The following is a 26,136-nucleotide window of genomic DNA, read 5'->3' on the forward strand; positions in this document are numbered from 1 at the left end:
ACCTAAAGCATGATGCATCTAATGAAGATGTATATGCAGTAGCAAGTAGCTTAATAGGGTTACAATCTAAGACAGCCTTAGAAGTGGCAAAGCTAAATGAATCTGAATTAATAAACGAATAGGAGGGAGATTTAAATGAAAAAATTAGAAATGAAGTTCAGAAATGAACTAGGTCGCATCGCTACCCTTAGTGTAGATTATGTTCGTGATGATGTAACTAGGGAAGAAGTAGAAACGGTAATGCAATCTATCATTGATAAGAATGTATTTCAAACTGAAAATGGAAAATTAAAAGAAATTGATTCTGCTGATATAGTAAGTACAGATGTAGTAGAGTTAATCTAGGATAGGGTAGCCGAAAGGCTACCTTATTTTAGTGTGTAAAACTATGTGATACAATGAAAATGGAATAATATGGATGAAGATGAGGTGAGATTATGGGGAGTTTAGGTAAAACATTATTTTGTACGTATTATATGTTACTTGGCGCCTTAACTATGATATATGGAATATTAATATGTTTAGACAAATTAAGAATGGAAAGACAATTGATCATAAGAATTATATGTACTACATCTCCAATGATGTATGGAATAGCATTAGGATTGGAACTAGCTATAGAAAACGGAAATTATATCCTTTTGTGTGGGGCTATAGGAATATTGGTGTTATTTATATCAATAGTAAAAAAATCATTTGAACGAAGTTATGGAGTATATAACTTAGAAAAAAAAGAAGTTTTTTTATGTGTAGAAAAAGTATTAGAAAATATGAACTTAGAGTATAAAGTGGATGGTGGAGATATAAATATAAATAACTTATGCCATATGGAAATATTTAAGGAGCATCCTTATATTGCTTTAAAAGGTAAGGATATTAAAGATGAAAATCTTTTCGAAAGTATAATACATAAAATTAAAAATGAAGTTTGTAAGTATGAATTACCTAAAAAAGTTTTTTACAAAGGTGGATATACCTATATAGCTATAGGTCTTACAATAACAGTTGGATTTTATTTCATGTTATTCTTTGTTTTATAAAACTAGATTAAAATGAAAATCAGAGCGGAAACAAATGAAAAGATTCAAATGAATTAGGTAGCATAACTCTACTTAGTAAAGATAATGTGAGAAATCAAGTGACTAAGGAAGAAGTAGAAGGAGCAAAGAAATATTTCATTCATAAGAATGTATTTAAAACAGAAAACGAAAAGTTAAAAGAAATTGATTCTGCTCATGTAGGAGAATTAATCTAGGATAGGGTAGCCGAAAGGCTACCTTATTTTATTTAAGAAAAATTATGAAGAGAAGATGGCAAATTTGCCATCTTATTTTTTTGCAAAAAACCATCAGTCAAAAAATATAAAAATTATTTATCTATATAGGTGATAGATAAATAAAGTGTGGTTAATCAATTCCACTATAAAAAAATATTGACGTGTTGAAAGCTGGAGGGTGAACTCATTGGACAATACCCATGTTTAGATGAGGTGACTAAAGGAATCACGATAAAATAACTTACCGTACCAACGGTTTAGTCGCAGGTTAGAGCTGCATGGGCCTGTATGTGTTTTTAGGGGAAACAATACAGGCATTTCCCAGATAATAGGCGTGCAGCTCCGTTGTGGGGCATCCTCAAATGTTTGGTACACATACCTGGTAATCGGGCCTGGGCGGGTTTGAGAGGATGTTTTCGAATAAGGTAATATAGTTACTCAAATAAGAAAAAGGGTATACGGATACCTTTGGCTCCGTTACTGTATAGTAAAAACCCTTCTCCTGTAGTTCTTTTTTAGAATTACAGGGGGAGGAGTAGCCGTGTTCCAATTCACCACCCTGTATAGATAAAGATCCATTAACCATAGAATATCTAAATCCATCACTACTAAGGCTATGAGGGGAGATGAAGTAAGATGTATTTGAATGATACATATTAAACGATTATATGAGAATAGAAAAATTTAATTTGTAGAGAAATAAAGAAAAAGTAGAGAAAATAAAAAAGACTATGACACAAAAATAATAAGTCAAAAAAATCATAGATCTCATATCTGTATAAGTGAAAGGAGATTAAGAAAACTAAAGCTTACTTAAACCTAAAGCATGATACATCTAATGAAGATGTATATGCAGTGGCAAGTAGCCTAATAGACCTACAACCAAACATGACACTAGAATTAACTAAGCTAAATGAATCAGAATTAATAGGTGAATAAGGAGTGAAATCTTAGATGAAAAAATTAGAAATGAAGTTTAGAAATGAAATGGAAAAGACAAGCTCAACAAGGGTAGATCATGCCCGTAATGACGTAACAGTAGAAGAAGTTAGATCAGCTATGGAGGCTGTCATTGCAGAGCAAGTATTTAAAGGTGAAAAAGGAAAAATTTAAAGTAATAACAGTAATGAACTAGGTCGAATCACTACCTTTAGTATAGACTATGTTAAGAATTATGTAACTAAGAAAGAGCGGGAGAAAGTAATGAAATTTATCATTTATAAAAATGTATTTAAAACTGAAAATGGAGAATTAAAAGAAATTGATTCTGCTGATGTAGTAAGTATTTAATAATTTGTAATTACATATCTATATAAATTAGCATTAGTTGATTTAAACAGCATTACAGATAAAGAGTAGTTCTGTGAATGTGAATATGTTTCCACATACTACACATGTTGAGACAGTTGTGAGGATAGAGATGAAATAGGTTGAAGTCAACAGGTTATAGAGATTTTAAATAAATATAGAAGTGTATTTTATGTTCTCTCAGACTAAGGTTTGGGGGGATTTTTTTTATGGGAGTGCACTTTTACTCAGAAATGTAAGTGTCAAATAATAGATGGATATATATTTTAATTCTAGCCAGTGTGATGGATTTCTAAAGATAAAAATGCATATAATAAGAATAAAATTTCAGAAAGGAGACGTTGAGGATTTTATAACTCAACTAATGTTTAAATATATTTATGGAGAGTATGGCTATTATATTGACTAGTTTAATTCTTTTAATTGTTTTATCAGGTTTTTTTTCTGCAAGTGAAACAGCCCTTACAAGCCTTGATAAAATAAAGCTAAAAAACAAAGCACTTAAAGGGAACTCTAAAGCTATTTTGATGGAGAAAATTATTGAAAAACCACATACAATGTTAATTGCACTTTTAATAGGGAATAATATTGTAAATATTTTAGCTGCTTCTTTAGCTACTTCCTTTTTTACAAGAACCTTTGGGGCAATTGGTGTTACTTTATCTACTTTAGTGCTTACACCAATTATTTTAATTTTTGCTGAAATTATGCCAAAATCTATTGCCGCAAATTATCCTTATAAAATATCTAGTGTTTTCATAACTCCTTTAAATATACTCATGAAGCTGTTAAAGCCCTTTGTATTTCTATTGGATAAAATCACCTATTTCTTATTAAAACTTGTTGGCATTGAGTTAAAAAAAGTAACTAGTAATATTTCGGAGGAAGAAATACGGTTAGTTGTTAATTTAGGAGAAAAAATAGGATCTGTAAAAGAGCATGAAAAGCAGATGATTCAAAATGTATTTGATTTTGATGATATTCAGATTAAACATATTATGGTTCCTAGAACTGATGTTAATTTTTTAGCTGAGGATGCTTCCTTTACAGAAGTAAAAGAAATTATCATGAAAACTCAATTTTCAAGAATTCCTATATATAAAGATAACTTAGATAATATCACAGGTATTCTTTATGTAAAGGACTTGCTATTTTTAACTCAATCTGAAATAGAAAACTTTGATTTGACAAAATTTTTAAGAGAGGCATTTTTTGTATCAGAATTCATGTGTCTGCATGATTTGTTTAAAGAAATGACAATAAAAAAAACACATATTGCTATTGTTGTGGGGGAACATGGTGGTACTAATGGTATCATAGCTCTGGAAGATTTAATTGAAGAATTGCTTGGAGAAATTAGGGATGAATATGATGCAGAAGAAAATCTAATTGAAAAAATAGATGAATATACATATATGCTTAATGGTCGTATGCGTATAGAGGATTTAAATAAACAATTGAACATAAATCTTTCAAATGAAAATAGTAATACTATAGGAGGATTTATCCTTGAACAAGTGGGATGTATGCCAATTATTAACCAAAAAATAGAATATAAAGATTATACCTTTATCATTGAGAAAATGGAGTTTAATAGAATAGAAAAGATCAAATTATTTTTACCTCACGCTGAGAAATGATTCTAAGTATATATTTATGTAATGGCTACGTATGCGTCAAAGATTTACCGTCTTGAAACAGAAAATCCAGTATAACTAACTATAAAAATTAGTATACTGGATTTTGTTATTTATTTATCCTGAATTGTCAGTAACCGTGTAAACGTAAAGGAATAGACGGATATATATTTTAAATTTCTTTTAAAAAACAAGGGTTTAAGGGAGTGAATACTTTTTGAGGGGATGTTTTATTTTTATTAGATGAAGATGGAATGGTTTCTTTAATTAAAGCCTATTCCGATTGTCCTATATGCAGTGGGAAAATTAATGCAATGAAGCTAAAAAATAGTGAAAGATATATTGGGGTTTGTAACAAAAACTCTGAACACGCTTTTAGTTTCGATTATACAACTTTTACAGGTAAACCAGTTGCTATTGAGGAATTTGAATTAAAGATTTATTCAAATTAAAGATGTATAAAGAAATGAAAAAAAGTAATAAAAAATTTAAATACAAGGTGAAAATATTGAAAAATGGATTACAATATTAATAATTGTATGTATTGGTGTTATTGGTGTTATTGGTATTATTAAAGATAATATTAGATTACAGAAGACTATCAAGGAAAAGAGATTTTTCAATTGAATTTATTAATAAATTCAGGGGATTTTATAATAGTAAAGTAATTGAAGAGCTGCATGGGCCTGTATGTGTTTTTAGGGAAAACAATACAGGCATTTCCCAGATAATAGGCGTGCAGCTCCGTTGTGGGGCATCCTCAAATGTTTGGTACACATACCTGGTAATCGGGCCTGGGTGGGTTTGAGAGGATGTTTTCGAATACGGTAATAGTTACTTAAATAAGAAAAAGGGTATACGGATACCAATGGCTCCGTTACTGTATAGTAAAAACCCTTCTCCTGTAGTTCTTTTTTAGAATTACAGGGGGAGGAGTAGCCGTATTCCAATTCACCACCCTGTATAGATAAAGATCCTTTCATCATAGAATATCTAAATCCATTACTATTAAGGCTATGAGGGGCGATACTATCATTGAAAAGAATGTATTTCAAACTGAAAATGGAGAATTAAAAGAAATTGATTCTGCTGATGTAGTAAGTACAAATGTAGTAGAGTTAATCTAGGATAAGGTAGCTGAAAGGCTACCTTATTTTAGTGTTCAGATATATATGCTATATGAAGGTAAGTAATAAGTATTTATCTATGACTTTAAAAGGTAAAGGTGTTAAAAAGAAAAAATCTATATTTATAAATTATCTAAAAAATTTACTCAAAGATAGATATTTTCATATTGTGTTAGGACCTATTCTAATAACTGGATTTTATTTCCTGTTAGATAAAACCAAATTCTAGTGGAAATTTTAATTCATATGCTATAAATTAAATATATACTAACTGTAAACTTTTTACTAATATAAAAGAGGCAATGTCATAGAACTAAAATACTAAGATAATGGTTATTACAAAGCTGAGAGAACTTATATTAATGGTGGACAAAAAAATATACAAGAATAGAGTTTAAGAATGATAAAGAAATAGGATTAAGCTTACTCATTTTAAAATTAGAAGATAGAAAAATATTGATGAGTCAATTAAAAGAGCATATTGGAATTCTATAGGATGGTGTACCATCCTATTTTTTCGGAGAATATTGTATGGGAAGTGTATAAGGGGGTTGTTTAAAATAGACATATATGTTTAGCGAAGCAATAGGAAGTTTATACTAAATTGTAGAAATTGCCAAAAAATAGGTATATAATAATAGATAAAATGGAGAAATAAGAAATATTTATAAGCAGGTGAATCAAAAGTGATTGAAAATTGTTTATTAGATCAACTTAAAAGATTAAAGACTTCTTCAAAAGAATCTGTAGAGAATCTTGAATCCTTTAGTAATTTTAAAAAGCATATGCATGTTAAAAGAGATGTTGAAGAAGAATTATATAAATTAATATTTAATAGTAATAATTCTATATCACCAAAACTTATATTAGTTTGTGGTAGTGTAGGGGATGGTAAATCTCACCTAATATCATATATGAAAGAAAATAATAATGACTTAATTAAGAATTTTAAACTACATAATGATGCTACGGAGAGCTTTGATCCTGAAAAATTATGTATAGATACATTAAATGAAGAGTTAAACGATTTTTCAGATGAAAGATTATCTGAAAATCATAATGAAAAAATGATTTTGGCTATAAACTTAGGAACACTTAGTAATTTTATAGATTCTAAGTATGGAGATAGATATACACTATTAAAACAATTTGTTGAAGATAAAAAGATATTAGATATGAATGTAGAGGATTATTCATATAACGAAGATGAACCATTTCAGTATGTAAATTTTAGTGATTATCATATGTACTCCTTAACAGAAGAAGGTCCTAAGTCGGATTATATGAGAAATATAATAAATAAAGTAGTAGTAAAGAGTGATGAGAATCCTTTTTACATGGCATATAATAATGGATGTGATAATTGTAATTACAAAGACCAATGTCCTATAAAATATAACTATGAATTTTTACAAAGAGATGATGTACAAGAAAAAATAACAAAATTATTGATAAAAGGTATAATTACAAATAAAGCAATTATATCTACTAGAGCTTTATTAGATTTTATATATAGTATTTTAGTAGATGTTAGATTTGATAATATATCAAGGACTAAATTAAAAAATATATTGAAAAACTTAGAAGATAAGGATTATATAGATTGTATGTTACCATCTATATTATTTACTGAAAATGATACATCAACAATAATAAATATCCTTACTAAAACAGATCCATTAAATAGTAGAAATGAATATGTAGATGAACTAGTAATAAACTTAAATAATACACAGAACCTATTACAATTTTTTATAGATAATATGGATATAGAAAATGATTTTAAATTAAAAGAAATATTAGATGCAAATAAAAATATGCCTAATAGAGAAATGAAAAATGCATTGATAAAATATTTCTTTAGGTTATATACCTTTAATGGAAAAGAGTCAATAGCAAATGAAAAACTATACAATGAGTTTTGTAGGCTATTATATTATTGGAACGTAGGAGACAGGAAAAATATAAAAGAATTAAACAAAAAGATAATGGAATCTATATATCTATGGAATGGTCAAGCTGATAGAGATGAAATTAATATAAACTTAGGGAAAAAACAAAGTAAATATAAGGTAAGTCAAGAGTTAGAATTAAGACCGGGAAAAAATGAGTTCAAAGAAAGTGATGAAAAAGAAATACTAAAGTTTATAAGTGAATTTTTATTGAATTTTGAAGATAGAATTACGGACAATAAAGCGCAAGTTAGTATTGACTATAAACTATATGAATTATTGTCTAAAGTTAGAAATGGATATAGGCCTAATAAAAAGGAGAGAACAGAATATATAAACTTCTCAGAGTTTATAAACAAGATAACAGATATAGAAAATAGAGATGACCAAATAATGTTCTCGTGTAATATGGGTAAAGACAATAAGAAGTTTGTTTTAGAAGTAGACTATGACGGCGACTTTAGATTTGTGGAGAGATAGATATGAGATATGAAATAAATATAGAAGAAATGAAAAGGCGTTATCAAATTAAAGATAACAAGATAGGTTTAACTCATAAACCGGGGAAGAGCATAAGTATATTCCCATATACAATAGGTAGAATTCCTAAAGAGTCTAAACCAAAATTTAAAAATAGTGTAGCTTCGTTTTCTAGAAAAATAGTAAAAAAGACTATGGATAATATGTTTGATGGCGAATTATATATGAACAATATACTATCTAATGTGGAGGAAAATGAAGATCCAACAGTATTTAAAAGTATCCTAAATGAAATGTTTTTTAATAAGGATGGAAGCTTAAATATTTTTCATCCAAAGGTACTAGCTTATATTTACGCCAATGGATATGATAATAAATTAGGTGAATTTATTTATGACGTATTAATAAATGGAGATGAAGAAACCTACTCTAAAGTAGAAAAAATATATAATACAAAACCTAATAATACATTGATTAAATTATTATTTAATAGCTTAGAAGAGTTAAAGGATAAAAAGAGCGACAAGCTAACTTATCATAATTGTGTAGATGAAATAAGAAATAGATTTAAAGAAGATTTTCTATTTATAGTAAAGGACCATAAAACATATATAGAAAACATAGAAAGTTTATTGAAATTCTATTATTTTATGTATGTGGCACAAACCGCACTAAAATTTAGAAGGTTCTTTGATGAAGATGAAAATGAAATTGATAAGATATACTTTAATCTAGATTGGGAAAATACATCTAGATCAAGGGTCAGCTATGCAGAAGGATGGAGAAAAGTAGAGTCAGCTGTGCATAGTATATTCTCCCATGCCAATTGTTTAGAAATATTAAATCATAACAATATGGATAAAGAATTAATCTATGATGATATAAAGAAAATACTAGATAATATGAATGAAGAAGAAGCAGAGGCTTTTATAGATAATATGGATGAAGTATTAGCAGTATATACGAATAACTTAGAAGATATGGAGTGGGAAAATCTATCTTTAGGAGATAAATACAACCACAATAGATTATATAAAAAAGTATATGAATTATTTTCAACGATAGATTATCAATTCAGTGTTTCAAAGCGTAAAGATCTTCATAAAAGATATAGACTGTGGTTTGAAGAGTTTTGTAAAGAAAACTTCTTAAAAAGTAGAGGTAGATTAGGATTTACATTAAACTTAACAGAGGATTACCTTTTATTTATGACTAGAATCATTATAAAAGAAGATGAAAAAATGAAGCTAAAAGACTTCTTTAAAGAATTTGAAAGACGAGGAGTATTTTTAGATCGTGATTCAAGAAAAAATATAACTAATTTATTTGATAAGTTAAATATTTTAGAGAAAAAAAGTGATAGTGGAGATGCCCAATATGTTAAGAGAGTTTTATAATTATTTATCTAAGAAAGTAAATGAATATTTTAATAATGTGGATATAAAAAGCGGAGACAAATTTAATATAGAATTTGAGAAAGAAGAATATGTACAAAATCTATATGAGGAAATAAGAAAAGAAAACAATGTTGAGGAATTTGAATATAAAGTAAATGAAGGAAGTAAACCTTACAAAACTTATACTATACAAAGTGGAGACGTGAAGATAATAGTAGCTGCCACTACTGATAATATAACAGTGGATTTTTTAACAACCCTTAGAAATAAGGTGGGTCTTGATGATGAACAATTTAAGAATACAGCCATATTGTTTATACATCATTTAGATTTAGATAGTATCTTAGGAGGAGCCATTAGCTTTAACAAAAAAGGAATGCCATTTCATATAGATACTATAACTAAAGATATTAACAATAAAATAGAAAATAGTAACCTTACTAAGGTTGATAAATTAATATTAAAATTAGAATTAAATAATAAGAAAAAGCAATATCATGAAGATAACAATAGTTTATTTCAATATACAGAAGTATTAGATGTAATAAACAAAGAAGAAATAAAAAAAGAAGACTATAAAAACTTTAATATCTTTTATGATTCTGGATTAGAATATTTATCAAAAGAAAAGATTAAAAGTAGATTAGAAGATAACAATAAATACTTTTTGTTAGTAGACAATATTCATAAATACGGAGATGTGGAAAAGGATCTTTACAAGGATTTTGATGATTCGGGAGTTGAAACTTTAAAAAGAAGCGATTGGGAAGAAGCCAATTATAAATACATATGTATCTCTATAGATAATAAAAAGAATGATAAAAAGATTGAATATGAGGAAATGGAAGTTTTATCGGATTCTATAGAAAAGTGGGAATTAGAAGAAGGAGATACTCCTACTAAGAGAAGAGTTAGAAATATTATTCTTTTTAATAAAGATAAATTATCAGAAATAAAGGTACAATTTAAATTTAATGACTATTTAAAACAAGCTTATATTACAGAAAATAAAAAAGATGAAGCTACAGCTAAAGCTTCAGGTAAAAAATTAGAAGTAACTATTGAACATGAGGTTGGAACTACATCTTTCAATAAAATAGAATATGCAGATAAAGATAAAGCTGGAAAAATTAAAGCGAAATTTAAGTTTAAAATAATTGTCTTAGATCTGGAAAAGGAAAAATTAAATAGTGATATTATAGAATCTGGTTTTAATGTTTATATGAAGCCCAAAGGAAATAGATTATTAATTAAAGCAGGCTCTGAAAATATTGTATTTAATTCGGGTGGTACTAATACAAAGGAAATCTCTATAGATGGAAATGAAGAAATTATAATAGATGCAGTAGAAGATAAGGTTGTACTTAAAAATAATATTGAATTAGATGAAAATGTTAAAATGTATAACCTTGATCTAATAATAGGTGAAATAAGAATACCTGTAGCTATAGAAGACGATAAAAGTGCTCCTGTAGTTATAACTTCTCAGAATATATGGAAATTAAAAAGAGAAGAAAGAAAAGACTTTAAATTAAAGGGGCAAAAGTTATTATTTAATAATAAAGAATATTTCACATCTGGAGATTTTAGAGAAAATCTAGATAGAGAAAAGACTATTATTCAAACAGAAGGATTGTTCTTTGAAGAGAGAACAGAAGGAGAATTAAATCCTATAGATATATCCATAAATGAAGAATTAAAAGAAGCTTATTTAAATTTAATTAGATACTATAAGGTAAATAGTTTGTTACCTAGTTTAGCTTATTATAATGAAGAATTAATAAGATTATCTTCAAACTATATAGATGCATACTTAAATGCTGTAGATGAAATCATAGAAGGAAAATATATAAGGGGAGATCGCGATAAGAGCTTACTAAAAATTGGTACTGTAAAAAAATCTTATGACGAAGAGGAAATATTATTATCTCCTTTATATCCTATGACTGTTATGTATCAGCTTATGGTAAATAAAGAAGTTGATGATGAAAAAATCAATGATGAAATAATAAAGAAACTAAACTCACTATATTTAATACCATATTTAGCTTATGGTGATGATGCTATCTACAAACCTGTAGAACAAAGCCATTCAAAGGAATGGAAGTATTATATAAGAAATGATATGGATAGATACAAAGGTTCTAGAAAATTTGTATCAAAATTAGTTAAAGAAAAAATAGAAGAGTTTATAAGTCATTTTTCATATTTATTTAGTTTATCTAAAGAGGCTAGTATGAAGATAAATTTAATTAATATGGGTGATTGCAAAGAAGTATTACAAGGTATATTAGACTACTATATAAGTAGGGGAGAGAAGGATAAAGTAGAAAACTTAACTCCTATAGATATAAGTATTTATTCTGATGAAGAATTTAATATCTTTGAACAATTATCCTTTTATAATACGCCTAAAGAAATAAAAGAAAACCTAGATATAAATATTAGAAAGACTAAAAATTATACAGAAGTAGATATATTAAATGCATATAGAGAAAAGGTTCATTTTTATAGAAAGAATTTAAATGCAAAAAAATATAATTACGCTCATATTTGTTTTTATGAAATGAATGGATTTGCAAAGGTTAAGCAAGCTCCAATGAGTGATATATCATCAGGAATTTCTTTAGATGGATTATTATCTGGAATACCATCTAAATTATTAGGTGATGACTATACTACAGGATTTGGTACTAAATTTTTAGACACAGAAAATAAGCTAATAGATTTAGCTATTAAGATTAATAGTTTAGCTAAAATAATAGCTAGAGGTGGAACTATTAACAATGAAGAGTCCATTATTACTACTATTAGCAAAGATGGAAAAAGTGATTTAAATAAAATATATGAATCTTCAAATTGGATTACCTTTGTAGATCCAAAGATAGATCTAAACTTCTTTAAAGATGATGAAGATTCATCAGATTTACTAATAATCCATTATAGTGACCAATACACATCATCAAGTGGATATGATGCCATAACAGTTACTAGAAAATCTAATCATTATAAGATTATATTAAAAGAATTTTTAGATTCAAAGGGTATTGAAGCTAATAATGAACAGATAAAGAATCTAATAAATTGTTTTAATGGAATAAATGGAGATTGGTTACTTAAGTTAATCTCTGATAGAGGACATTCCACAAAGGAAAAACTAAGTATAATATCGGCTGCAAAGATAGGGCTTGCATACTTTAACCACAAAGATATTGTATGGGTTCCTATATCTTTAGAAGAAATTTTTAGAGTATCTGGTGGAGCAGGTCTTAAAATATCAGAAGGTTTATTTTCAGTAAAGAATTTACTAGGTAAAGTTAATGGTTATTACTCAGATGATTTATTATTTGTAGGAATAGAGTTAGTAGATGATGAGGTGAAAGTTCATTACTATCCAGTGGAAGTAAAGAGTGGAGGCAATCCTAAATATGTAAAGGATAAAGCGTTAATTCAGGTTACTAAGACTAGAAATCATCTAGATAAATTCCTAGTAAATAATGAAGAAAAGCCCTTTGAAAGTAAGATATATAGAAACTTTATGATGCAAGTGGTATTAGTAAGTGCTGAAAAAATGAAACTTTATAACATCTGGAAGGAACAAGATTGGGATAAAATAATTAATTCTGAGATAAGAACTAAACTACTAAGAGATGATTATACAATTAGTAATGATTTAGATAATATTTTAGGTAGAGGGGCCATAATATCTTTTAAAGAACGTGCATTTAGAAACACTTGTGAAGTCAAAGAGTTAGAAGAAGATAAATTCTTAGAAATAGAATTACCTGAAGAGGCTGGATATAGACACATAATATCAGATGTGGAGATACTAAAGAATAGATTTGAAAGTGGAGAATCAGATTTCAGAAAAGAGTTGTTATTAAGTTCAACTTATAAACAAAATAATGGTGAAATTCAAAAAGATATAAACACTATGCATTACGAAGAAAGTATTCCAATAGATTTAGAAAGACAAATTGCTTGTGAAGAAAATAAAGCACAAGAATATGAAGAAGCAGTAGAAGAAAAAATTGTAGAAGAAAAAGAAGAATTAAGACCTATGGAGATTTTATTTGGTCATAATGATTCAAGTGGTAGAGAAATGAAATGGTATCCAACTAATACGGAAAAGACATTCCATACTAATACGGGAATAATAGGTACTATGGGTACAGGTAAAACTCAATTTACTAAATCATTAATATATCAACTATATAAAGAAGGAAAATATAATGTGGGAGGAAAAACTCCAGGGATCCTTATATTTGACTATAAAGGAGATTATATAGATGATGATTTTGTAGAGGCTACAAATGCTACCGTATATGAAATATATAATCTGCCATATAACCCACTGGCATTATTCTTTGGAAGTAACCCAAAACCATTATTACCACTTCATACGGCAAGTGTAATAAAAGAAACCATATCAGGAGCATTTAATCTTGGTATAAAGCAACAAAATATGTTAAAAGAAATAATAATGGAAGCTTATACAGAGAGAGGAATTCATAAAGTTAATAAAGCTACATGGAACAACACACCACCTACTCTTCATGATGTATGTAGAATATATTTAAACAGAGAAGATGTGAAAGAGGATAGCTTATATGCAGCATTAAGTGATTTAAATGACTTCCAATTATTTGAACCAGATGCTAAACTAACAAAACCATTATTTGGTTTAATAGATGGAGTAACTGTAATTAATTTATCTGGATATGATGAAAGTATTCAAAATCTAGTAGTAGCCATAACTTTAGATTTATTCTACACTCAAATGTTAGTTAAAGGTGAAAGTAAGATGGAGAATCAATGTAGAGAACTTACTAATCTCATATTAGTAGATGAAGCAGATAACTTCTTAAGTAAAAACTTTAATAGTATAAAGAAGATTTTAAAGGAAGGTAGAATGTTTGGTGTAGGAACTATCTTATCTACTCAGTTACTTAGCCATTTTTCTACTGGAGATAATGAATATGCTAATTATATATTAACTTGGATAGTACACAATGTGTCAGATCTAAGTAACAAGGATGTTAAGTTTATATTCAATACAAAGGCAAAGCAGGAAGAAGAAACAATTTACAATAGAATAAAGTCTCTTGAAAAGCATCATAGTTTAGTTAAGTTTGGACATGAGAATAGACCAATAGGTATTAAGGATAGAGCTTATTGGGAAATAAGAAGAGATGAAAAATAGGAAATGATAAAAGTGATTAGTAGATATATACTGCTAATCACTTTTCCATAAGTGAATAAAGTGTTTATTGAATTGTATATAAGCGTATAAACATGAAAGAGTCATTAGATAGACTATTTATTTTAAAATTAATATAGAGGGGGAAGGGAATGAGTAATAAAATTAAATTTCTAGAATTTTTAGATGGATATGAAGAAATTGATGTATTTGAAGATAATGATGAGATAAGAGTGGAATTCTATGAAATTTCATTGATAATAAGATATGACATAAAAAAAGATACTTTGGATATATTCTCAAGTTTTGTATATGACCATGACGAAGAACTTGAAACACTAAAATTACATTTGGATGCTCAATACAGAACTATTATAATATCTCAATTATTTTTCGGATTTTTCAACAAAAAACCAGAGGAACTTTCTACTTTTTCATTAGGTTGCCCTTTTGATGAGAATGAAATAGGCTATACTAATGTAGATTTCAATATTGATTTACTAGATAAGTTAGTCAATCATTTGAAAAATAATGTTTATAAACCAGAGATATTTAATATAGGTAAGTTAAATTTTCCAGTAGAATATCAATTGTATTTAGAAATAAAAGAGAATATTTCTAGAATGAAAAATGATTTATTTCTACAATTTGCTAAAAATAACAATTTCAAATCTGTAATGTCAATGAAAAATGCATTTTCATTTTTACAAAATATTTCTGATGTAGACGAAGATTTTATACAAATTAATGATAACAAGACTATTTTACTAGGCCCTACCACGGTAGATCCATTTATCATTTTTAATAAAGAAAAATACTGTGAAATTGAAAAAATATATGATGGTATTAATTATTTTATATCAAGTGTAGCTGAAAGCCATATAGCTGTGAATAAAAAATTAGTGTCAATTTGTAAAAACTTATTTTTTGATTTAGGGGAAGATATAAATTATTATACTGATTCTAATACTATGTTATGCATGAAAGGCGATAGTTTTTGGACAATTATTATGTTAATCAAGAATCCAAAAGAATGCATCATAAATGAACATACATTGATTAAGAAAATGCACAAAAACTTTAATCTTTGTTTTACGAATTTTAAATTTTACAAGAATAACATTGATTTATATAAGTTAACAGCAGAAGAATTTGAACATTTATGTAAAAAGTTTTTAGACTTAAAAGGTTTTAAAGATGTAAGGTTGATAGGAAAAACAACAGCTGCTGATGGAGGAAGAGATATTGAGGCCTTTGAAGAGTATAATACTTTGTTCGGTGTGGAAAAGCGAAAATGGATTTTTCAGTGTAAAAGAACAGATAAAAGTATTTCTAAGAAAGAATTATCTGATATACACATGTTATTAGATGAATATAATGCTGATTGTTATGGTTTATTGTCAACGTCATCTCTTTCACCTAGTGCAATAGACCGTATTAATACTATTCGTAAAAAGTATAACAAACTCATACAATATTATGATGGTAAAAATTTAGAAATTGAATTAGAAAAATATCCTCAATTAATGGAAATATATAATTTAAAGGAGATAATATAACTTTATCCTATATGTTGATAGTGTGGTCAGGACAAATTGATAAATACATAGTTTAGATAAAGATACATTCTTGGTAGAGGGAGAGAAATCAGGTAACTAAGTTTTTTATAGGATATGATATTAGAAATTTTAAGAGCAACTAGGTAATGATAATAAAGCATTATTTGATAAAAATTCTATTTTAAGTTTAGACACGAGAATAGGTTGGTAAGTATGCGATTTATTACAAATGCATATGAGAAATAAATAAAAAATAATTAGTAATATGTTAACATTACTAGTTATTTTAGATAATTGAACAATAATTGTAGAAAAAAATCAGAAAATAACAAAAAACATATTTACAATATAAGGGATTGATGGTAATATATAACCATAAAGTCTGAAGGGTCTCATGGCAAAGCCTGTGGGAACAGAATATTCAGAAGAGAGCTAATACTATATATAATATTGTAAATAATATAACTAATGGTTATTTATATCTAGGTTGTATATTTAGGTTTTCTGAAATTCTGTTAACATATATGTCTATAGAGGTCTACTTTGGTAGATCTTTTTTTAGTTATGTTAATAGAGAAAACTAAATGTATAATGCAGAGATATTAAATCTATGTGATATTGTTATATTTGTAATATAAATTAAAGCTCTTTGGATTTCTGTTAACATAAATGCTTGAAAGATCTGTAGACTACAGATCTTTTTTTTTGGAGCTATATGTTAGAGGCAATAGACAATAATCTAAGGAGGCAAAATTTTATGAAAAAAGAAATCGTTAATGAAAATTTAAAAGTGGAAACAAGTAATAGTAAAGAAGTAGAGGAAAAGGCTTTAATAAAGCCACAAAGATTGTACGAATCTTTAAGACACGCAGAATATAGTTTCGAGAGTGGAATAGGGGAAATTACAGATAATTCTATTGAATCTGGAGCTAATAAAATATGGATTAATATAGAGGTAGAAAATCATAAATTTGAAAAAAAAGGTAGAAGTAGAAAAACCGATATAGTTAAAGAAGTTGCAATTATTGATAATGGACAAGGTATGACAGAAGAGGTACATCATAAATGTTTAGTATTAGGAGAAACATGTCGTGAGTTACCTAGAAGTGGAGGTAAATTAGGGATTGGCAAGTTTGGCGTGGGATTGACTTTAGGTGGAATATCACTTGCAAGACGTATAGAAGTTTATACAAGGAATAGCAGGAATGAAGATTTCAAATATACGTATATAGATTTAGATGATATAAGACAGGATAAATTACATGGAATACCTAAGCCTGTATTAAGAGAGCCATCTGAAAAATATAAAGAATATTTAAAAAATTCCACAGGAACAATAATAATTTTGAAAAAATGTGACCGTTTACAATATGACATGGTAAAAAGTGAGCCAATAAATGCATCGGAGCATATTAGTGGATTATCTAATTTTATAGGAAGAACATATAGGAAATTTATTTATAGTGGAATTGAAATAATGTTAAATGAAGAAAAGGTATATTTACATGATCCATTATATCTTATAGGTCCAACTAAATTTGACTCTAAAGATGGAATGGATCTAAAAGCAGAAGAAAAAGGTGAAACTACTCTAAATTTAGAAATTCCTAATTCTAATGGAGAATTTGCAGAAGTTAAAATAAAAATGTCGTTATTACCTGAACAATGGCGTTTGGTAAGAGGTGATGGTGGTAATGATTTTGCTAAAAAAAGGAAAATAGACAAAAATGAAGGTATATCAATATTAAGAGCAGGTAGAGAAGTACTCTATGGAAAAGTACCTTATATTATAGGAATGAAAGGTACGGCTAAATATGAAAAAATAGATCGTTTTTGGGGATGTGAAATTTCTTTTCCGGCTGAACTAGATGAATATTTTACAGTGCGTTATATAAAGCGTGGAGCAGAACCTATTCCTTCGTTAAGAGATAAAATTAGACAAGTTATAGCCCCTGTAGTAGAGAGTTTAAGAAAAGAAATTCAAGCTAAAATGAAAAAAACAAAAGCTGAAAATGGAAGTAAAGCAGGCATATTTGATTCTTCTGAAGAAATCATGAAAAATGCATCTTCAGTTTTAGCAAAAGGAAGAAAAGGGACTGATTTGAGTGAACAAGAAGCAGATAAAAGAATAAATAGAATAATAAATGAAGTAATTACTAAAGGTGAAAATGAGGAAGAAGTTAATAAAAAACGATTAATAAAAAAACAAGAAATCGAGAATAAACCATACAAAATAGAGCCAGTAAGTTATCCTCAAAATATATTTTTTGAAACTGAACATATTTTAGGAAAGTTAATTATCAAATTAAATATAAACCATCCATTTTATCAAAAGGTTTTTGTACCGATATGTGGAGACATAGAGAATGACACGGAATCAGAAAGTGAAGAACTTGATAATATCATACAAAAACAAAAAATTAGAGATGCTATTATGTTATTAATACTAAGCTATGGAAAATCTGAATCAATATTTGATAATAATGATGATTTTCTTAGGAATTTAAGATTTCAATGGGGGACAGCTTTAGCAACTGCAATAAATCAAATGGAAGGATAATTAGAGCTAAAATAGTATTTTGACTTGATAACATAGTGAAATCTAAGCATAAATACAGGAGGATGATATATGAAAAACATTGACATAAAAATATCATGGGGATTCATAATATATATTGGGCTAATGCTTTTTATTATGTTTATTGTAATTACTCAAGTTCCAGTTGTAGAAGGTAAATATTTCAAAAACTTTGTACAAAGAATAATATTTTTGAGTGCCTTAGTGACTGTTGTTACAGCTGTTTTTTATAAAGATTCAGATAAAAGTAAGATTAGCTGTGTCGTTATTCTCTGTATAGCTATGACAGGTATTATAGGTATATATGAATGTAATGCACAAAAAGATAGTAATATAGAAGAAAATATTATGAACATAGAGCCACAAAATCAAGAGGTAATACAGAAGGATAAAATAATACCTATCGAAAAAAATAAAATAATTATATCTGCAAGACCTGATGTTAATATTAATAAATCTGAGTATAAATTTCAACAAGAATTACAGGTTAAAATTATAGAAAATATAAATAAGGAAATGAATACTAATAATTTGAGTGACAATGAAGAATTAAATAGCAATAAAGAGTATACAGATTTAATTGAAAAAGCAAAGGATGTTAATGACTCAGATTTACTTGAAATAAACAAGTTAGATAAAATGCTTAAATTGTGGATAAAGGCTAGGAAAATAGGAGAAAATAGGGCATTAAATATACTTATAGCAAGAGATTACTTTAATTTAGCAAATGCTTATGCTGAAAAAAATTGCACACAAGAAGCATTTACTAATTACGAATCATCAATAGAAGAATATATGAGAGTTATTAGATGTACATTATCTAATGAAAAATATATGTGTGATGAAAAAGATATTGCTTACATTATAGGTAATATATATCACTCCAAAGGAAATTTGGATTTATCTAAAGATGTAAAATTGGAATCATATCAAAACGCCTTGGCATATTTAAACATAGGTGGAGATAATATAGATATAGTAGAGAAGGAAAATCTATATAAAAATTATTTCCTTTATAGAGGGACATTAAATCAAAAAATAGCGATATTAGCAAAGAAAGATAAAGTGAAATTTTTACAGGATGCAGAAGGTGATTACATTAAATTCCTGAAATTTTCCAACAGAAAAACAGATAGGAGTAAGGTATATAAAAGTCTAGCTGATGTATACTATTTGTTGATTGAAGAATACATTAAAAATGGAAATAAAGAAAAAGAACTATTATATCGAGAGAAGAAAGATAGTGTTAAGCAATCTCGTGAATGTTTACTGAGTAATCTATGACAAAAAATTAAAACACAGGACTTGATTTTCAAAAACATAGGGTATCATAAAAATATATGATACCCTATTGAACAGTGTATGTTAAATAGAATTAAGTTTATTGTGTATAGTTTTCTCAAATTTACCAATACTCATTCTAAAAAAATGAGTATTATCATTTTTTCTACCTATAGCATCTAAAACATAAGAAGGCTCATTAATACTACAAGCAGAACCACTAGAAATAGCAATTCTATCAGAAATTTGCTTAATATATAACTCATTATGCTTATCTGGTAATATGAAACTAATAGTACCAGGAATATGATTATTAGGGTCACCTAAGAACACTATATTATTAAATTTTTCCTTTAAAGCATTTCTAACTTCAATCTCTGATTTCTTTATCTTTTCAATATAATCATTCATGTCTCTTTTAGCTATTTCACAAGCTTTTCCAAATCCAACTATATTATGTACTGCATGTGTGCCAGCTCTATAGCCGTATTCTTGAGATCCCCCATGAATAAGGGCTGTTATATCAGGCATTAAAAATTCACCTGAGCGTATGAAAGCAGCTCCAACACCTTTAGGGCCATATAGTTTATGGGCAGAAAAAGATAGGAAATCCACTGGTACTTTAGATATATCTATATCTAGTTTTCCTAAAACTTGTGTAGCATCTGAGTGAAATAATATATCTTTTTCTTTACATACTTTAGCTAAGGATAATATATCATTTAAGCTTCCAATTTCGTTGTTTCCCCATATTAAACTTGTTAGTATTGTATTGTCATTAATATTATTAGATAAGTTTTCTGTAGAAACTTGTCCATATTCATTTACATCTAAAAAGGTAACTTCATAGCCTCTATCAACTTTAGGAGCATACATATTATTTTCTTCACTATTCATAAATACTTCACCATTTAAAAATTTACATGTTTGAAGTACAGCTTTGTGTTCTACCTTAGAAGTTATTATATGGTTACCTGAGTTTTCTATGAACTTTTGATAGTCAGCCACACCTTTAATGATAAAGTTGTTACTTTCAGAAGCACCGCCAGTAAATATTATTTCAGTAGGATCACTATTTATTAATGATGCTACCTGCTCGCGGGCTTTTTCTACTGCTTTTTTAGCATTTTCTGCTTTTAAATAGTACTTGCTGGAGGGATTGCCATACTCTTCCTTTAAGTATGGCTCCATAGCATCAAATACTTCTGGGTCAATAGGAGTTGTGGCGTTGTTATCTAGATAAATCATAGTCCTTATCATCTCCACTAATCATATTTTTAATAAATTGTTCTAAGTTTCCATAGTATTTAATTTTAGATTCTAGCATTTTGGCACCTCTATCAATATGCCACTTTGTATATTTAGGAAAGTAATCATCATCAGATAGATGTTTTTTTGCATGGTTTTCCATAAGAACTTTAAACATAATATCATGTTCAGCCGTTATGGTTTGTCTATTTAATTCAAGTCCGTTTATATCATTTGAGTAATCTTTAACATCAGATGGATTTTTTAAAGATAGAGACATAGCAACTTTGCAAAGAGCAAAGGGTTTTAAATTTATGCTATTATCTAGTTTTTCAAATATTTCTTTAGTTTCTTTTGATGTTTTTAATCTAAATCCCATATTCTACACCTCGAAAAAATAACCATTGGTTTTATTTGTTTTTCTATTTATATCGTCATATTCGATTAAGTATTCATGACTAATAATGTCTTTTAATTGTCTATATGCAGGTTCATCAATCTCTGTATTAGTAGAGAGTATAACTACTTGATTACTAATAGTTGAGAAGTAGTCAGTAGTAATACTATTTCTATGAGACTCATCTATTCTGGCATAAGGAGTATCTATTATAAATGGAATATTGATTCCTGATGCCTTTACTAGAGACCAATAGATACATAAAATATATATTTGCTTTTCTCCGTTTGAAAAACCTCCCACATCTACTTTTGTTCTTAAAGAAATAGATGTAGTGTTATCCATATTGTTAAGTTTTTCTTTAGCTTCTTTTATATCAGTAGCATCTAATGACTTTAATAAATCTTTAGTAAATAGATTTCCTAGTTTTTTATTTATTTCATTACTACCTATATTAGATAAGAGATTTAAAACATCTGTACTAGAGTATTCTCTATCTATGTATAGGGCAACATTAAAATCATTATCTATATGAATGTAATCTATGAATTTGTCTTTTCTAATTATTTTGCTAAATATACTCATGAAATAAGTTTGAATTTCTTTGATTTTTTCACTAGTAAGTGTAACTATTATTTTAGCTAATAATTCTATCATTTCCATAGATACATCATGAACATTATTTTCTTTTAAGAGATTATGATAAAGAGATTTACTCTTTTCAATTTGATTTGCAACAACATTCATTTCTTCTTTAAGAGATGAAATAGTCATTTCCTTAAGAATTTTTAATTGTTCCTTCTCAGATATAGAGTTATTTAGCTTTGTAATTTTATCTAAGAATAAATTTAATTCTTCATTGCTAAGGGACGTATTTAATTTATTATTTATTTCCTTTACTTCTATATCAGCTTGTTTATACTTAGCATAAGAATTTTCTATATCTTTTTTATGTTCTTCATAGTTAGCTGTTAATTCATTAATTCTAGAAGATACAGTATTAAAATTATCATGGGATAATTGATGTAAAGGTCTGTAATCTTCTGCATAAGTATCAGGTTTTAATTCTTCTTTTAATGAATCTATAATATTTTTAGATATTTCATCCATGTCTTTTCCTTTGGAATCAATGTGATATTGATCAAATATCTTAGGTAATATCTCGCCTAAAGAGGAAGATTCTAAAGTTTTGCTTGTAGTTATATAGGATTCATTTTTTATTTCTTTTTTTATTTGAGTGTCTATTTCTAATAAGTTATCTTTTAAAATCATAAAGGGAAGGGTGTTATTAGCAAAGTTTTTAACTTTAGCATTTACCTCACCACGTATATTTTCACATTCAGATAATCTATTTGTAAGTTTTTTTCTATCTTCTGAAAGTAAGCCACCCTGTTTTTTAAATTCCTCTTCTAGGGTCTTTCTTTCTGCATTTAAAAAAGAAATTTTATCTTCTAAAATTTTAATCCTAGATATATTGATAGACTCTTCTTCTTTTAAGGTTTGTAACTTCATCTCCCAGCTTAAGTAATTATCTTTGTACTCATCTATTAAATCAGTATGTTTGCTTTTTCCTTTGTTACTATTTATAATTCTATTTTTCAGAACTTCAAAAGTATCATAGTTACAAAGAGATAAGAAAGATTCTTTTAAATGCATATTAGAGTTTTTACCAATGAAAAACTCAGATAATTGTTCTCCATCAAAGAAGAAGAAATCAAATATCTTTGGAGATAGTATGGATTTTAAATAATTCTCAAAGTTAAATAATTCATCTTCGTTAAGTGGAGTTTTTGAATTATTCTTATATACTACAAAGGATTCGTTAAGTTTTGTATCTTCAAAAGTCCAAGTACGAGTTAATGTATATAAGTTTTTATCAGAGCCTTCTTCCAGTTCCATGTCTATAGAAACATAAGATGTTACTATGTCATTTTTAAAGGCGTTATTGTTTATATTAGATTTAATTTTATTTATATAGAATGCATTAAATCCTTGATATTTATAAGCTAGTGGGCCATATATACATAGTTTGATAGATTCAAAGATACTAGATTTACCAGCACCATTTTTACCACCGATAAGGATTATATTTTTATTTTCATCAGTAGAGAAATTAAATTCTACTTCATCTTCATATGATTTAAAGTTTTTTAGTCTAAGATTCTTTAGTAACATTGTATTGCTCCTTAGTAGATTCTTCTTTTTCCTGCTCAGCTTGTTGTATTATTTCATCATGAACCCATCCTTGGTTAAGTAGTTTTTCTACTGACTTTTTCATCTTAGACGGATTTCCATAGTGTTTATATTTATCTGTTTGAATAAGTAGTGCTTTTAATAGAGGATAATCTATATTAGATTCATCACATAAATCTTTAATAGTAGTTAGTGCAACTTCATCAAATAGTGTTTTCTTATAATCATGCCAAGGTAATTTTTTACCTACAACATTTTCATATAGTTTAACTAGTGTTTGTCGAGTTAAGTCTTCTTCATCATCCCAAATTTCGTCTATTTTCTTTAATTCATCTAATGTGATTAAAGTCACTTCAGGGTGAGTTCTTTGGATAATTTTTTGTGTTTCTAATAATTTGTTTAATATTTCTTGTCTAGCCTCAAATGTGAAAGGGCCATATATTACAGTACCATCCTTCATTCTTTGAACAGAACCATTTCTTTTATAACTTCTTCTATATTGAGATTCATTACGTATAGACATAATCCATCTTCTAAATTGGGCTAGAGGTAAAAGCCATGGTTCACTTCTGATAAATCCATTTAAAGATTTATCTTCTTTTACTACAGTACATATCCAGCAGCCAAAGCGGCTATTTCCACAAGTGTTAGTATTTCCGCTATCTGTGACAAAAGGACATTCACCTTCATAACCAGATCCTTTAGAATACAATTTAAACAAATCTATATTATTAGATCCCCAAGGAGTTAATCCCATGTATTGGTTTAATAGTATTTCCCATACATCATCTGTAGTAAAATCTACTATAGGGGTATATACATAGGCTCTATTCATATCATTTTTTAATGTTTCATGGGGTGTTAATAAATATCCATCTATTTGCTTATTTTCAATCCTTTGTTTTCTTGAAATACTTTCATCTTTCCTAACTCCTAGCAAAACTACCACATCTTCATTTTTCAGATGAGCAGATATAAATTTATTAGAAGGTCGTATTTTTAATCTTTCTGTACACCATCTATACATTATAGATTTTGGAGTAGGATAACCTCTACCAATAACATTGACCCAAAAGGTATCATTAACATGAGGTATTACTATCTCTGCTATCATAGGTATTCTATCTTTTTTTGCAGATACATTTATAAGTCTCATATTTTCATTTAAGTTATTTAAGATAATAGGATTTTCTATTAAAGTATCTGAAGATACTACATAAACATTTTTATGTCTTTTTTCTTCAGGTAAGCTAAGTAGCATATGATATACAAGTTCTACAACTACTGTACTATCTTTACCACCACTATAACCTATAATCCACGGTCTATTATCATTTAGGTATACCATTGTCATTTCTTTGTATAGATCATCTAGTGTGTTTTCTTTAAAAAAGCTTGGTATCATTTTTTCATTAATCCCTTCTTAAAGTTTTCTTCCAGCTTTGCTTCATCTTTAGTTAATGGTAAATCTATTTTTTCTTTTATAAGGTTAGAGGCTAGTTTTATGCTTGTAGCACTCTTTGTGATTCTACCATTTGCTGAAATAACTCTGTGCTGCCAATCCTGTAGATTGTTTCTATTCCAATCAATTTTGTTGAGTTTCTTTAAAATTGATTTCCAATTTTTAATATCGTAAGAATATACGTAATTACCAATAAGTCCAAAGGCCTCTAATATAACTCCATGGGAACATACATAGGATTCTCTAAAGTTTTTGGCGCTAAGTTCTTTTTTAAATACGAATTGCCAATCCTTTAGATTATTAGAAAGGTATGTCCAATATTCTAATATGAATTTTTTCATATTATCATCAAGGGTGTTAGAACCAATGATTTTCTTATTAGATTTATATATATTACTTAAAGTAAATAACTTACTAGATAGTTTAGCTAAATGACTACGCTCCTTATCTGTAAAGTTATTTAAGTTTTTTATAGATTTTATTATATCTTTAGTTAATATGGCTATTTCATCTCTAGAATCATACAAGATTCCAATTGACTTAGATACATTAACTGCATGTTTGTTAAGATCTGAAAACATTTGTTGACTACGCTTTAGATCTTCATCTATAAACAAAACTACTGATATAGTTTCTTTGCCCAAATCTGGATTTTCCTTTAAAGCTTCCTCGATGGCCGCCTTTCTATGTTGACCGTCATTAATAAGTAGACGACTATCCATAGCCACTTGAAGAGTACCTATGTTTTTAAAATTAGAATCATCATAGGATTCAAATTTAATATCTCCATCAACAGAGGCTGTTAATGAAGAGAAAACATAATCATTTGGATTGTCTATCATATACCTACTTATATGGGGAATCCTAGCTTTGTTTAGTATTCTTTGTGCTCTATGTTCTGGAGGAATATCTTCTTCGTTGAACATAAAAAGTTTCACTAAAATATTAAAAGGACACATTATAACATAATAGTCCCGATTAGCTTGAAGTCCTCTTATAGCAGGAAATGAGTAATAAAAATTATCGTTCATTTAATATCAT

Annotated in this window: 18 protein-coding genes and 2 pseudogenes; 15 read left to right on the forward strand and 5 right to left on the reverse strand. The window is 27.7% G+C overall.

The window, feature by feature from the left end; genetic code table 11:
* The 15 genes and pseudogenes from CCE28_RS23090 to CCE28_RS03040 all read left to right on the forward strand — a co-directional run.
* Positions 1-122: DUF1659 domain-containing protein (locus CCE28_RS23090; protein WP_456297859.1), on the forward strand; the 122-nt coding region annotated here is incomplete at its 5' end.
* Positions 123-135: 13 nt separating this feature from the next.
* Positions 136-345, forward strand: coding sequence for a DUF2922 domain-containing protein (locus CCE28_RS02975; RefSeq protein WP_095130842.1), 210 nt, complete (start codon positions 136-138; stop codon positions 343-345).
* A 92-nt stretch (positions 346-437) separates the two neighbouring features.
* Positions 438-1,040, forward strand: coding sequence for a hypothetical protein (locus tag CCE28_RS02980; protein WP_095130844.1), 603 nt, complete (start codon positions 438-440; stop codon positions 1,038-1,040).
* 59 nt (positions 1,041-1,099) lie between these two features.
* A pseudogene (locus CCE28_RS02985) lies at positions 1,100-1,255 on the forward strand (DUF2922 family protein); the annotation flags it as partial.
* An 813-nt stretch (positions 1,256-2,068) separates the two neighbouring features.
* Positions 2,069-2,215, forward strand: coding sequence for a DUF1659 domain-containing protein (locus tag CCE28_RS23095; RefSeq protein ID WP_456297860.1), 147 nt, complete (start codon positions 2,069-2,071; stop codon positions 2,213-2,215).
* A 15-nt stretch (positions 2,216-2,230) separates the two neighbouring features.
* A complete protein-coding gene (locus tag CCE28_RS02990) occupies positions 2,231-2,389 on the forward strand; it encodes a DUF2922 domain-containing protein (protein WP_095130848.1) in 159 nt (52 codons plus the stop codon).
* A 24-nt stretch (positions 2,390-2,413) separates the two neighbouring features.
* Positions 2,414-2,566, forward strand: a pseudogene (locus CCE28_RS22975) (DUF2922 domain-containing protein); the annotation flags it as partial.
* A gap of 398 nt (positions 2,567-2,964) precedes the next feature.
* A complete protein-coding gene (locus CCE28_RS03000; RefSeq protein ID WP_095130853.1) occupies positions 2,965-4,224 on the forward strand; it encodes a hemolysin family protein in 1,260 nt (419 codons plus the stop codon).
* Between the two features lie 1,013 nt (positions 4,225-5,237).
* On the forward strand, positions 5,238-5,348 hold the full coding sequence (locus tag CCE28_RS03010; protein WP_095130857.1) for a DUF2922 family protein: 111 nt from the start codon (positions 5,238-5,240) through the stop codon (positions 5,346-5,348).
* Between the two features lie 686 nt (positions 5,349-6,034).
* Positions 6,035-7,780 (forward strand): DNA phosphorothioation-dependent restriction protein DptF, encoded by a 1,746-nt coding sequence (dptF, locus tag CCE28_RS03015; RefSeq protein ID WP_095130859.1) that lies wholly within the window; start codon positions 6,035-6,037, stop codon positions 7,778-7,780.
* A 2-nt stretch (positions 7,781-7,782) separates the two neighbouring features.
* Positions 7,783-9,177: a DNA phosphorothioation-dependent restriction protein DptG gene (gene dptG, locus CCE28_RS03020; protein ID WP_095130861.1), complete on the forward strand. Its 1,395-nt coding sequence runs from the start codon at positions 7,783-7,785 to the stop codon at positions 9,175-9,177.
* The gene (gene dptH / locus CCE28_RS03025) at positions 9,158-14,380 is read left to right on the forward strand and encodes a DNA phosphorothioation-dependent restriction protein DptH (protein WP_176461634.1); all 5,223 of its coding nucleotides are present in this window, start codon (positions 9,158-9,160) and stop codon (positions 14,378-14,380) included. Before dptG ends, dptH begins: the two co-directional genes overlap by 20 nt.
* A gap of 149 nt (positions 14,381-14,529) precedes the next feature.
* A complete protein-coding gene (locus CCE28_RS03030) occupies positions 14,530-15,936 on the forward strand; it encodes a restriction endonuclease (RefSeq protein ID WP_095130865.1) in 1,407 nt (468 codons plus the stop codon).
* Between the two features lie 757 nt (positions 15,937-16,693).
* Positions 16,694-18,496 carry an ATP-binding protein gene (locus tag CCE28_RS03035; protein WP_176461635.1) on the forward strand — a complete coding sequence of 601 codons (1,803 nt, stop codon included), beginning with the start codon at positions 16,694-16,696 and terminating at the stop codon, positions 18,494-18,496.
* A gap of 69 nt (positions 18,497-18,565) precedes the next feature.
* A complete protein-coding gene (locus tag CCE28_RS03040; RefSeq protein ID WP_095130869.1) occupies positions 18,566-19,798 on the forward strand; it encodes a hypothetical protein in 1,233 nt (410 codons plus the stop codon).
* Positions 19,799-19,879: 81 nt separating this feature from the next.
* Here the strand turns inward: CCE28_RS03040 and CCE28_RS03045 are convergent, their stop codons facing one another.
* From CCE28_RS03045 to dndB, 5 genes are read right to left on the reverse strand one after another with little or no spacing between them, the layout of a single operon-like run.
* Positions 19,880-21,043, reverse strand: a complete 1,164-nt coding sequence (locus CCE28_RS03045) for a cysteine desulfurase family protein (protein ID WP_095130871.1) — start codon at positions 21,041-21,043, stop codon at positions 19,880-19,882.
* The gene (locus CCE28_RS03050; RefSeq protein WP_095130873.1) at positions 21,027-21,422 is read right to left on the reverse strand and encodes a DndE family protein; all 396 of its coding nucleotides are present in this window, start codon (positions 21,420-21,422) and stop codon (positions 21,027-21,029) included. Before CCE28_RS03050 ends, CCE28_RS03045 begins: the two co-directional genes overlap by 17 nt.
* 3 nt (positions 21,423-21,425) lie before the next feature.
* Positions 21,426-23,615 (reverse strand): AAA family ATPase, encoded by a 2,190-nt coding sequence (locus CCE28_RS03055; protein ID WP_095130875.1) that lies wholly within the window; start codon positions 23,613-23,615, stop codon positions 21,426-21,428.
* The gene (gene dndC / locus CCE28_RS03060) at positions 23,596-25,038 is read right to left on the reverse strand and encodes a DNA phosphorothioation system sulfurtransferase DndC (protein WP_095130877.1); all 1,443 of its coding nucleotides are present in this window, start codon (positions 25,036-25,038) and stop codon (positions 23,596-23,598) included. Before dndC ends, CCE28_RS03055 begins: the two co-directional genes overlap by 20 nt.
* A complete protein-coding gene (gene dndB, locus CCE28_RS03065; RefSeq protein WP_095130879.1) occupies positions 25,035-26,126 on the reverse strand; it encodes a DNA sulfur modification protein DndB in 1,092 nt (363 codons plus the stop codon). The genes dndC and dndB overlap by 4 nt, the downstream gene beginning before the upstream one ends.
* Positions 26,127-26,136: the final 10 nt, after the last annotated feature.

Source organism: Anaeromicrobium sediminis (assembly GCF_002270055.1).
Taxonomy (GTDB): domain Bacteria; phylum Bacillota; class Clostridia; order Peptostreptococcales; family Thermotaleaceae; genus Anaeromicrobium; species Anaeromicrobium sediminis.

Bases quoted from the DNA above. Each gene is read 5' to 3' on its own strand.
- CCE28_RS03045 (WP_095130871.1), bottom strand. From the start codon at position 21,043: ATGATTTATCTAGATAACAACGCCACAACTCCTATTGACCCAGAAGTA.
- CCE28_RS03040 (WP_095130869.1), top strand. From the start codon at position 18,566: ATGAAAAACATTGACATAAAAATATCATGGGGATTCATAATATATATT.
- CCE28_RS03000 (WP_095130853.1), top strand. From the start codon at position 2,965: ATGGAGAGTATGGCTATTATATTGACTAGTTTAATTCTTTTAATTGTT.
- CCE28_RS02980 (WP_095130844.1), top strand. From the start codon at position 438: ATGGGGAGTTTAGGTAAAACATTATTTTGTACGTATTATATGTTACTT.
- CCE28_RS03055 (WP_095130875.1), bottom strand. From the start codon at position 23,615: ATGTTACTAAAGAATCTTAGACTAAAAAACTTTAAATCATATGAAGAT.
- CCE28_RS03035 (WP_176461635.1), top strand. From the start codon at position 16,694: ATGAAAAAAGAAATCGTTAATGAAAATTTAAAAGTGGAAACAAGTAAT.
- dndC (WP_095130877.1), bottom strand. From the start codon at position 25,038: ATGATACCAAGCTTTTTTAAAGAAAACACACTAGATGATCTATACAAA.
- dndB (WP_095130879.1), bottom strand. From the start codon at position 26,126: ATGAACGATAATTTTTATTACTCATTTCCTGCTATAAGAGGACTTCAA.
- CCE28_RS03050 (WP_095130873.1), bottom strand. From the start codon at position 21,422: ATGGGATTTAGATTAAAAACATCAAAAGAAACTAAAGAAATATTTGAA.
- CCE28_RS02990 (WP_095130848.1), top strand. From the start codon at position 2,231: ATGAAAAAATTAGAAATGAAGTTTAGAAATGAAATGGAAAAGACAAGC.
- CCE28_RS02975 (WP_095130842.1), top strand. From the start codon at position 136: ATGAAAAAATTAGAAATGAAGTTCAGAAATGAACTAGGTCGCATCGCT.
- CCE28_RS03030 (WP_095130865.1), top strand. From the start codon at position 14,530: ATGAGTAATAAAATTAAATTTCTAGAATTTTTAGATGGATATGAAGAA.
- dptG (WP_095130861.1), top strand. From the start codon at position 7,783: ATGAGATATGAAATAAATATAGAAGAAATGAAAAGGCGTTATCAAATT.
- dptH (WP_176461634.1), top strand. From the start codon at position 9,158: ATGTTAAGAGAGTTTTATAATTATTTATCTAAGAAAGTAAATGAATAT.
- CCE28_RS03010 (WP_095130857.1), top strand. From the start codon at position 5,238: ATGAGGGGCGATACTATCATTGAAAAGAATGTATTTCAAACTGAAAAT.